The organism is Streptomyces sp. NPDC057428, from assembly GCF_042803195.1.
GTDB lineage: Bacteria > Actinomycetota > Actinomycetes > Streptomycetales > Streptomycetaceae > Streptomyces.
On sequence record NZ_JBHVCT010000033.1, the window covers coordinates 56,052 to 65,512 of the forward strand.

Genomic DNA, 9,461 nt, shown 5'->3' on the forward strand with positions numbered 1-9,461 from the left:
CCCGGCCGGTACCCGGCCACGCGTGATGCCCGGTCTCAGCCCTTGCTGACCGCGGTCAGGATCTCCGGGAGCCGGTCCGCTGTGCGCGGCGCGGCCAGCCGCACGCCGAGCCATCCGAGAGACGTCCCGTACACCGCGCCCACCGGCAGCAGCAGCCACAGCCAGTCGTGACGGCCGCCGAGGTGCAGCCAGAGGGTCAGCCCGATCACGGGTGCGCTCAGCACGGCCGCCGACACCACGCCCCCCAGGATGGAGATCCAGGCCAGCCCGGTCTGGCCTGGCGCGACGTTCTTGAACGCGCCGTCCTGCGGGATGGAGTAGGGGAACAGCGCCGAGGCCACGGCGCCCGTCGCCAGCATCGCCCCGAGCAGGGCGAACGACAGCCCCATGACCCCGGGCAGCGCCGCCCAGTCACCGAGCACGGCCGCCGTCACCACCGTCACCAGGACCGTGTAGGGAAGAGTGATCAGCAGCAGGGCCACCGCCCGGGCCCGCAGTTCGACGTACGCGTCCCTGGCGGAGGAGATCGTCAGAGCCACCATCCAGAAGGCGGAGGTGTCCTGGCCGAACTGGTTGTACATCTGCATGCCGAGCATCCCGGCCGCGAAACAGGAGACGTAGAGCGACCCGGCCCCCTGCGCCGCGTTGAGCACCGGCACGATCAGCCCGATCGCCAGCGCAGTCACCCAGGACGCCTTCGTCTTCGGGTCCCGCACGATGTACCTCAGGCTGCGCTCGACGACCGTGCCCGTGCGCCCGTCCGGGAGCAGCCCGAAGAGCCCCGTACGGCCGCTGCCGGAACGGGTGCTGGACGGTTCCGCGGCGGCGATCGTCGAGCCGTCGGGCGAGGTCATCAGCTTCACCAGGCTGCGCTGCCACAGACCCATGAGGAGGCCCAGCGCGAGCAGCGAGACGAGCAACTGCGAGAGGGCCGTGCCGTACGCCCCGTCGGACGCCGACCCCACCGCGCCGAGCGCCGAGGCCGGGGGCAGCCAGCGCACCAGGTCCGCGGCCGGTTCGAGGGAGGACAGCCCGCCGGCGCGGCCGAGTCGCTGGGCGCCGAAGTTGACGAACTGGATGCCCACCGCGATCACCAGACCGCTCAGCACGGCGAGGTCGCGGCCCTTGCGCGAGGTCAGCAGCCGGACGTTGGCCGTGGCGACTGACCGTGCCAGCGCCACGCACACCAGCAGCGTCAGCGGGACGGCGACCACCCCGAACAGGGCCGCCACCGCCCCGTGCGCCACCGCGATCACGGAGCCGACGGCCAGGGCGAGCGTGAAGAGCGGTCCGATGCCGATCAGCGACGCCGCCAGCAGCGCCCCGATCAGCCGCCGGGGGCGCAGCGGCAGCATGACCAGCCGGCTCGGGTCCAGGGTCTCGTCACCGCCGGGGAAGAACAGGGGCATCACGGCCCAGCCCAGGGCGACCACGCCGGTGAGCAGCACGACCAGCGTGCCCGCCTGCGTGTGCCCGCGCAGCAGGACCAGGCCGGTCACCTGCCCCGCCGCGAGCAGCAGCGCGGCGACGAGCGACGCGACGTACGCCGCCCGCCGGCCGGACGACTGGCGCAGACCGTTGCGCAGCAGGGACAGCTTCAGCCGTACGAAGACGGGGACGAGACCCTGGCCGCGTACCGCCGGGACGGTGGTTCCCGCAGGAGTGTCCAGCACCGTCATCGCGCACCGCCCAGCCAGTCCAGGGAATCCCCGGTGTCGCGTGCGCCCGCGCCGACCAGTTCCAGGAAGGCGTCCTGCAGTGAGGAGGCATCCCCGCGCACCTCGGCGAGCGTGCCGTGGGCGCGGATCCGGCCGCCTGCCATGACGGCCACCCAGTCGCAGAGCGACTCGACGAGTTCCATCACATGGCTGGAGAAGACCACGGTGGCCCCGGAGCGGGTGTAGCGCTCCAGTACCCCGCGGATCGTCTGCGCCGACACCGGATCGACGCCCTCGAACGGTTCGTCCAGGAAGAGGACTTCGGGGTTGTGCAGCAGCGCGGACGCCAGCCCGATCTTCTTGCGCATCCCGGTGGAGTAGTCCACGACCAGCTTGTGCTGGGCCCCCGCGAGGTCGAGGACGTCGAGGAGCTGAGTAGCCCGCTTGTCCACCTCGGCGCCCGGAAGACCGCGCAGCCGGCCCGTGTACGCCAGGAGTTCACGGCCCGAGAGGCGCTCGAACAGCCGCAGCCCCTCGGGGAGCACCCCGATCCGGGACTTGACCTCGACGGGGTCGCGCCACACGTCGTGTCCGCCGACCTCGATGCGCCCCATGTCGGGCCGCAGGAGCCCGGTCGCCATCGAGAGCGTGGTGGTCTTCCCCGCGCCGTTGGGGCCCACCAGGCCGATGAACTGGCCTGCGGGCAGCTCCAGATCGATCCCGCCGACCGCGATCTGCTCCCCGAACCGCTTCCACAGCCCCTCGACCCGTACGGCGGGCGGTGGCGTGAGCGCCCCGTCCGCCGTACCCGTTTCGCCCACGATGTCCGCCTGCTCCGGCATGGCACTGCCTTTCGCTGTCCCCGCGTGTTGGGGACCACCCTACGAAAGGCGCGTCCTGGCGTCCGCTGTCTCGCGCGCACAGGCGTAGGCGAGCGGGCTGATCAGCTCGTCCGCCTCGGGCAGCCAGAGGTTGGCGCGGGACGGACGGCGTGCCCACTGGACGACGCCACGGGCCGTCCTGGTCGGCGGGCCGGTGATGTACTCACCCTCGCCGCGCCCCACCAGGCCGATCGCCCGTGCGTCCCAGCCCAGTTGGCGCACCAGCTCGGGCGCCTTCGCCGCGACGCCCGGTAGGACGAGGAAGAGCATCCGCCGGTCGGGTGTCCGGGTCACCGGGCCGAGGGCGAGTCCCATCCGTTCCATCCTGGCCAGCGCCAGGAACCCGGCGGCCTCGGGCACATCGAGGGCGTCGAAGGTCCGGCCGGCCGGCAGGAGCACCGACGACCCGGGCTGCCTGGCCCACATCCGGCGGGCGGCCGCCGCGCTGCCCGTCGCCTGGTCCGCCCAGTCGGCCCGGGTGGGATGGGCCCCGGGGGCGCCGCAGCCCGTGTCTTTGCACGAGCACCGCTCCGTCCCTCCGACGGGCTCCAGCCAGGTGCCGGGGAACACGTCCCAGTGCCGCTCCTGGGCGTACCAGGCAGCGGCCTCGAGCAGCTGTTCACCCCGCTGTTTGGGCACGTCTGCGGATTCCTTCACTCCGATGGGCTCTTCCACGTCCCACTCAACTCCCGGCGCCACATGGGGTTACGGGCGCGCGTGCGCACTTCACGGTGGATCGATCCTGCACGTGGGGCGCACGGAGGCACGGGCAGGGGCGCGCGGGAGGCCGGGCTCCGTTCGGCGGGTAACCACTCGCAGGACTGTGCCAACTCGCCACTGCTCGTACTCAATACAGATGAATATGCGCATTTCTTGTGTCGTTCCGGGCAGTGATCCCACCACCGGTCACTGCGGTCCCAGGGGGAAAACATGGCAGCCAGGCCTCTCGTCGCCCGCCAGCCGAACGAACGGCTCCAGACGCTCATCCAGGAGGCGGCCTGCTCCAACGCCGGTCTCGCCCGCCGCGTGAACATGGTGGGCGCTGAGCGCGGCGTGGACCTCCGCTACGACAAGACGTCGGTGGCCCGCTGGCTGCGCGGTCAGCAGCCGCGCGGCAGGGCGCCGGGGATCATCGCGGAGGCGATCGGCCGCAAGCTCGGCCGCACGGTCACCATCGACGAGATCGGCATGGCCAACGGCAAGAGCCTGGCCTCGGGTGTGGGGCTGCAGTTCGCCCCCACCGTCGTCGGCGCCATCGAGCAGGTCTGCGAGTTGTGGCGCAGCGACGTGGGCCGCCGTGACCTGCTGTCCGGGTCGGCGGTGGCGGCGTCCGCCCTGGTCGAGCCGAGCCGCGACTGGCTGATCACGGGCGCCGACCCACAGGTGGCGCGTTCGGCCGGGAGCAGGGTGGGCATGCCGGACGTGGAGGCGGTGCGGGCCATGACCGCCGCGCTGGTCGACCTCGACCACCGCTTCGGCAGCGGACACGTGCGGCCCGTCCTCGTGCACTACCTCAACAGCGTGGTGTCCGGGCTGCTTTCGGGGGCGTACCGCGAATCGGTCGGCCGGGAGCTCTTCGGGGCGGTGGCGCGGCTGACCGAGCTCGCCGGTTACATGGCCGTCGACACCGGACAGCCGGGCCTCGCCCAGCGGTACTACATCCAGGCGCTGCGCCTGGCCCAGGCCGCGGGCGACCGGGCGTACGGCGGTTACGTGCTGGCGGCGTCCATGAGCCATCTCGCCGCGCAGCTGGGCAACCCGCGCGAGATCGCCCAGCTGGCGCGGGCCGCGCAGGAGGGGGCCCGGGGCCGGGTCACCCCGCGTGCGGAGGCGATGTTCCACGCGGCGGAGGCCCGGGGCCACGCGCTGATGGGTGACGCCCGCACCTGCCAGGCGTCCGCGTCCAGGGCACTGGCCGCCCTGGAGCAGGCGGACCCGGACACCGGCGACGACCCCGGCTGGATCTCCCACTTCGACGAGGGCTACCTCGCGGACGAGCTGGCGCACTGCCACCGCGACCTGGGGCAGGCCGAGCCCGCCGCCCGCCGGGCGAAGGAGGCCCTGGGCGCCCTCCCGGAGTCGCGGGCCCGGCGCCGCGGCATCGGTCTCGTCCTGCTGGCCACGGCGCAGGTGCAGCAGCGCGAGGTGGAGCAGGCGTGCCACACGGGCCTGCGGGCGATGGAACTGCTGGGGACGGTGCGCTCCAGCCGTGGTGCCGAATATCTCGACGACCTCCAGCAGCGGCTGGAGCCGTTCGGGAGCGAGCCCGCGGTCCGTGAATTCGGCGCCAGACTCGAACTCCAGGCCGCCTGACCTGGCCTGCGGGCGAGTTGCCCGTGAACAGCGCCGTGGCGCGCGGCGCGATACCGCCGTGTGAAGGGGTGGTGAGCGCTCCCGGGCACTTGGCGCCCGGCGGCAGCCACCCGGTAGCGTGAGCCGACGATTCCATAGGTTGACACGTAGGAGTCCCGGTGACGCAGAGCGGACAGGGTGACGAGCAGCAGCTCCCTGCTGTACGGCCCGCGCACGAAGGTGTCGTGCTGCCCGCAGAGGGTGGTGCCCGCTGGACCCCGGCGCCCGGGGGCGGGCAGCCGGACCAGGCCGCCCCCGCGGGCGGGCAGCCGTGGGGCAGCCCCTGGGGGCCCGCCGGCCCCCAGGACGGCCACGCACCGGGTCAGCTTCCACCGGAGCAGCCCCAGCAGGGCTATGCGCAGCAGCACGACCCGTACCAGCAGCAGTACGCGCCCCAGCACGACCCGTACCAGCAGCAGTACGCGCAGCCGCTGCCGCCCGAGGCCGGGCACGGTCAGCCGCAGGGCGGGGAGGCCGACGCCACGCAGTACATCGCGCCCGTCCCCGGCGGCCACGGGCCGGGCGGGATGCCGCCCGAGCGCGCTGCGGAGTCCACCCAGTACCTGCCGCCCGCGCAGCCGGGTGACGCCGACGCGACCCAGTACATACCCCCCGTGCCCGGCGGTGCTCCCTACGGCATACGTCCCGGGGCGCCCGGCGACCGCCAGCCGCCCGCGGAGTTCGACAGCCTCTTCCGCAGCGACGAGCCCGCGGCAGGGACGCAGCAGATGCCCCGCTACGACCAGGGACAGCAGCAGCGCCCCCAGCAGCCGAACCAGGCCTACCCGGGCGGTCCGGCGCAGCCGCAGCCCCCGCACGGCGGCCAGCCCTTCCAGTCGGGTCTCCAGGGCCTCCACGGCAGACAGGAGCCGGAGGACCTGGACCGCGGCCCGCAGCGAAAACGCTCCGCGCACATCCCGCTGATCGCCGCGGTCGTCGTCGGCTGCGCCGTCATCGGTCTCGGCGCGGGCGCCCTGATGAGCGGCGGCGACGACTCCGAGGACGCCAAGCAGCCGGTGGCCTCGCAGAGTTCGGCCGGGAGCGATCCCTCCACGCAGGCGGCCGACGACCCGGCGAAGCCTCAGGCGGAGGCGCTGGACAAGCTCCTCGCCGACAGCAACAACAGCCGCGCGGCCGTGATCGGTGCGGTGGAGAAGACCAAGAACTGCCGTGCCCTCGACCAGGCGGCCGCCGACCTCTCGGGCGCGGCAGGCCAGCGCCGCGACCTGGTGACCCGGCTCGAGGCGCTCAGTGTCGACAAGCTCCCCGCGAACGCCGAGCTCAAGGCCTCGCTGACCAAGGCGTGGCAGGCTTCGGCCGAGGCCGACGACCGCTACGCCGCCTGGGCCGGGCAGGCGAAGAACGACAAGAAGGTCTGCAAGGGCGGCCACGCCCGTTCCACCGGCGAGACGGCCAAGGCCAACGCGGCCAGCGGCGAGGCCACCACGGCCAAGCGCGAGGCCTCGAAACTCTGGAACTCCATCGCGCGGAAGTACGGGCTGACCGAGCGCGCCCCTACGCAGCTCTGACGCCTGGTCGCACAGGAGAGCCTCCGGCACCGCTGCTGACGGGATGCCGGAGGCCGTCGGGACGGTGCGACGGTGGGTCAGTCGGCGTCCAGGAGGGTGTCGGTGACGTCGACGAACCCCTTCTTCGCCGCCGTCAGGCGGCCGCTCCTCACCACCTGGAACGTCACCTGAGCGTTGACGACGCGGGCGTATTCCCGCGAGCCGACCACATCCTGGAAGCGCCAGCGCAGGGGCGGCGTCAGCCCGCCGGTGTCCACCTCGGTGCCGCGGTTCAGACTCACCGAGACACCGCCCGCCGCGATGTCGGGCCGGTCCATGGCCTCGATGACCGCCTCGAGCACGGTGTACGCGATCCAGGTGGTCTGCACCCCAGTGTCCTCGGGGTCGACCCTGTTGTCCCCGAAGGCGTACTTCCGGATCACCCCGCGCATCTCGTTCCAGCGGGCGTCACCCGGAGCCGGGTACCAGCCGGTGACGTACGCGCCCTCGAAGGGGCTCGCGGGGCCGCCGGTGCGGTTGATGAGCGGCTGGTCGAGGCTGCCGGCGACGGAGGAGATCCGCACGTCGCCGCCCTCGGTCCCGAGCCGGCGGAACGAGTCGAAGAAGGTCTCCGTGCGGTTGCCGAGCACCGCCGTCACGCAGCCGTCGCCCGCCGCCTCGATGGCCTCAGCCGCCTGGTGGTCGTACGACGTGGCTTCCTCGGGCGCCCGTATGTCGTTCTCCTTGGGCAGTTTCTGTTCGCCGAGGCTCACATCGAGCAGTCCGGGCAGGCTGTCGCCGACGAGGGTGTCGGGCCGCACCAGGGCCACCCGCTCGCAGTATGCCGCCAACTGCTCGCCGTTGCCCGCGACGAGCGCCGCCAGACCTCCGTTGACCGGGTAGGAGAGATAACTGGTGAACTCCTCGGCCGAGGCGCCGTATCCGCCGATGTACGGGATCCCGGCGGCCTCCAGCGGCGCCAGGAACGCCCGCCCGTGCCGGCTGTACGAGCCGACGACCGCGGCCACGCCCTCGTCGGCGGCCCGGCGCGCGCACTTCGACGCGCCCTCGGGGGTGTCCCGCTCGTCGCAGGTGAGCACGCGCAGCTCGTGGCCGTCGATCCCGCCCCGCTCGTTGATCCAGCGGGCGTAGGCCCGGGCCATGGCAGGCATGCCCGCCATGTTCACCGAGTCGGCTCCGGAGGTCTCCGGGGCCCAGGTCATCACCGAGACCGGCTCCCTGGAGCTCCCTGAGACCCCGGGGAGGGAACCGCACCCCGACATCATCAGCACTCCCGCCACCGCCGATGTGAGGAGTCTGTAGGGGAGGTGTGGGCTGAGGCGTCGCCGTCCGGTCATGGGCATGAACTTTTGCGCGCCGCGGGTAACGCCACGGTGTGACGCGGTCGACACAGAGTGACGCGAAGGTGAATTGCGGGGGCCCGTGCGAACCCGGCGGAAGGGAACGTACGATCGGCAACCGTGCAGCAAGGTTCGGAGAACACTTCCCGTCGCGGCCGCCGCTCCTCCACCATGGGCGGCATGCCGCTCAACGACATGCCGTGGTGGCGCTGGCGCAGCAACGTGCGCTCGGCGCTGCACATGCTCTCCGACCCCGTCTTCCACCACGAGTGCTGGCTGGCCGGCCGGGAGGGGTACGGGGACGTCACCGACGCCGTGTACCGCCTGGTCGAGGACACCTGGCTGGACAACTGGTCCGCCGAGAAGTACGTGGGGACGATCTTCCGTGACTCCGCGGAGGCCGCCCTCGTGGACGTCGCCGCCCTGCGGGTGCTGCGCATCATGCACCAGATAGGCGCCGACGCCCCCGTCTCCGCGTACCTGGAGCATCCGGGCTGGCAGGAGGCCGTCCTGGCCGCCCGCGAGGCGCACGTGATGCTCGCCACCAACGACGCCGAGGACCCCGACGTCCCGCCGCGGTCCCTGGACGTGCTCCGCATCATGACCAGATCGGCGTGAGCGCGGGGCGGTGTGGCACCCTACGGGGATGACCGCGCCGCAGCCCGCCGAATCCGTACCCGCTGCCTCGGACGGCCCCGCCGAGCAGTACGTCCTCACGCTCTCCTGCCCCGACCGACAGGGCATCGTGCACGCCGTGTCGAGCTACCTCTACATGACCGGCTGCAACATCGAGGACAGCCAGCAGTTCGGCGACCATGACACCGGTCTCTTCTTCATGCGCGTGCACTTCTCGGCGGGCACGGCGGTCGACGTGGAGAAGCTGCGGGCCGGCTTCGCCGCGATCGGTGATCCGTTCCGGATGGAGTGGCAGATACACCGGGCCTCCGACCGCATGCGGGTCGTGCTGCTGGTGAGCAAGTTCGGGCACTGCCTCAACGACCTGCTCTTCCGGTCCGGCACCGGCGCGCTGCCGGTCGAGATCGTGGCCGTCGTCTCCAACCACACGGACTTCGCCGAGCTCGTCGCCTCGTACGGCATCCCCTTCCGGCACATCCCCGTGACCAGGGAGAACAAGCCGGAGGCCGAGGCGCAGCTGCTGGAGCTGGTGCGCGGGGAGAACGTCGAACTGGTCGTCCTTGCCCGCTACATGCAGGTGCTGTCGGACGACCTCTGCAAGCAGCTGAGCGGGCGGATCATCAACATCCACCACTCCTTCCTGCCGAGTTTCAAGGGTGCCAAGCCCTACCACCAGGCCCACGCGCGCGGTGTGAAGCTGATCGGCGCGACGGCGCACTACGTGACCGCCGACCTCGACGAGGGGCCGATCATCGAGCAGGAGGTCGAACGGGTCGGGCACGGCGTCACGCCGGACCAACTCGTCGCGGTCGGACGTGACGTGGAGTGCCAGGCGCTGGCACGCGCCGTCAAGTGGCACGCCGAGCGCCGCATCATGCTCAACGGCCGCCGTACGGTCGTCTTCCCTTAGCTTGGCTTTAAACCCCACCAAGAAATGATCTTGGTGGGGTTTAAAGCCAAGCTAAGCTAGTAGGGCTTTGTTAGATCCTGTGGTGTGGTTCGGGGGTTGGTGCGGGTTGGCCGCATATCGAGCAGGCGCCGGTCCAGGTGGCCAGGAGGGTCTGG

Annotated in this window: 9 protein-coding genes; 5 read left to right on the plus strand and 4 right to left on the minus strand. The window is 72.0% G+C overall.

Annotated elements, in window-relative coordinates; genetic code table 11:
• Positions 1-35: 35 nt before the first annotated feature.
• The 3 genes from ACFU5K_RS15765 to ACFU5K_RS15775 are packed head-to-tail and all read right to left on the minus strand — an operon-like array spanning position 36 to position 3,214.
• Complete coding sequence (locus tag ACFU5K_RS15765; RefSeq protein ID WP_384061302.1) at positions 36-1,679, minus strand: transporter; 1,644 nt, start codon at positions 1,677-1,679, stop codon at positions 36-38.
• Positions 1,676-2,500: an ABC transporter ATP-binding protein gene (locus ACFU5K_RS15770; protein WP_384061305.1), complete on the minus strand. Its 825-nt coding sequence runs from the start codon at positions 2,498-2,500 to the stop codon at positions 1,676-1,678. The genes ACFU5K_RS15765 and ACFU5K_RS15770 overlap by 4 nt, the downstream gene beginning before the upstream one ends.
• Before the next feature lie 39 nt (positions 2,501-2,539).
• Entirely contained in the window at positions 2,540-3,214 is a 675-nt protein-coding gene (locus ACFU5K_RS15775) for a bifunctional DNA primase/polymerase (protein WP_384061307.1), read from the minus strand.
• A gap of 255 nt (positions 3,215-3,469) precedes the next feature.
• On the opposite strand from ACFU5K_RS15775, the gene ACFU5K_RS15780 reads away from it, so the two are divergent.
• Positions 3,470-4,852, plus strand: coding sequence for a transcriptional regulator (locus tag ACFU5K_RS15780; protein WP_384061309.1), 1,383 nt, complete (start codon positions 3,470-3,472; stop codon positions 4,850-4,852).
• A 158-nt stretch (positions 4,853-5,010) separates the two neighbouring features.
• A complete protein-coding gene (locus tag ACFU5K_RS15785) occupies positions 5,011-6,420 on the plus strand; it encodes a hypothetical protein (protein ID WP_384061311.1) in 1,410 nt (469 codons plus the stop codon).
• Between the two features lie 77 nt (positions 6,421-6,497).
• On the opposite strand, the gene ACFU5K_RS15790 is transcribed toward ACFU5K_RS15785, so the two are convergent.
• Positions 6,498-7,571: an ABC transporter substrate-binding protein gene (locus tag ACFU5K_RS15790; RefSeq protein WP_384061314.1), complete on the minus strand. Its 1,074-nt coding sequence runs from the start codon at positions 7,569-7,571 to the stop codon at positions 6,498-6,500.
• Here ACFU5K_RS15790 and ACFU5K_RS15795 point away from each other — a divergent pair.
• From ACFU5K_RS15795 to purU, 3 genes are all read left to right on the plus strand, one after another.
• On the plus strand, positions 7,561-7,722 hold the full coding sequence (locus tag ACFU5K_RS15795; protein ID WP_384061316.1) for a hypothetical protein: 162 nt from the start codon (positions 7,561-7,563) through the stop codon (positions 7,720-7,722). The two genes, ACFU5K_RS15790 and ACFU5K_RS15795, sit on opposite strands and share 11 nt — an antisense overlap.
• 209 nt (positions 7,723-7,931) lie before the next feature.
• Positions 7,932-8,378, plus strand: a complete 447-nt coding sequence (locus tag ACFU5K_RS15800) for a hypothetical protein (protein WP_384061326.1) — start codon at positions 7,932-7,934, stop codon at positions 8,376-8,378.
• A 28-nt stretch (positions 8,379-8,406) separates the two neighbouring features.
• Positions 8,407-9,306, plus strand: coding sequence for a formyltetrahydrofolate deformylase (purU, locus tag ACFU5K_RS15805; RefSeq protein WP_384061318.1), 900 nt, complete (start codon positions 8,407-8,409; stop codon positions 9,304-9,306).
• Positions 9,307-9,461 lie beyond the last annotated feature (155 nt).

What these genes read in the sequence shown, in the direction of transcription:
- ACFU5K_RS15765 (WP_384061302.1), bottom strand. Translation starts at nt 1,679, where the DNA reads ATGACGGTGCTGGACACTCCTGCGGGAACCACCGTCCCGGCGGTACGC.
- ACFU5K_RS15770 (WP_384061305.1), bottom strand. Translation starts at nt 2,500, where the DNA reads ATGCCGGAGCAGGCGGACATCGTGGGCGAAACGGGTACGGCGGACGGG.
- ACFU5K_RS15780 (WP_384061309.1), top strand. Translation starts at nt 3,470, where the DNA reads ATGGCAGCCAGGCCTCTCGTCGCCCGCCAGCCGAACGAACGGCTCCAG.
- ACFU5K_RS15795 (WP_384061316.1), top strand. Translation starts at nt 7,561, where the DNA reads ATGGCAGGCATGCCCGCCATGTTCACCGAGTCGGCTCCGGAGGTCTCC.
- ACFU5K_RS15790 (WP_384061314.1), bottom strand. Translation starts at nt 7,571, where the DNA reads ATGCCTGCCATGGCCCGGGCCTACGCCCGCTGGATCAACGAGCGGGGC.
- ACFU5K_RS15800 (WP_384061326.1), top strand. Translation starts at nt 7,932, where the DNA reads ATGGGCGGCATGCCGCTCAACGACATGCCGTGGTGGCGCTGGCGCAGC.
- purU (WP_384061318.1), top strand. Translation starts at nt 8,407, where the DNA reads ATGACCGCGCCGCAGCCCGCCGAATCCGTACCCGCTGCCTCGGACGGC.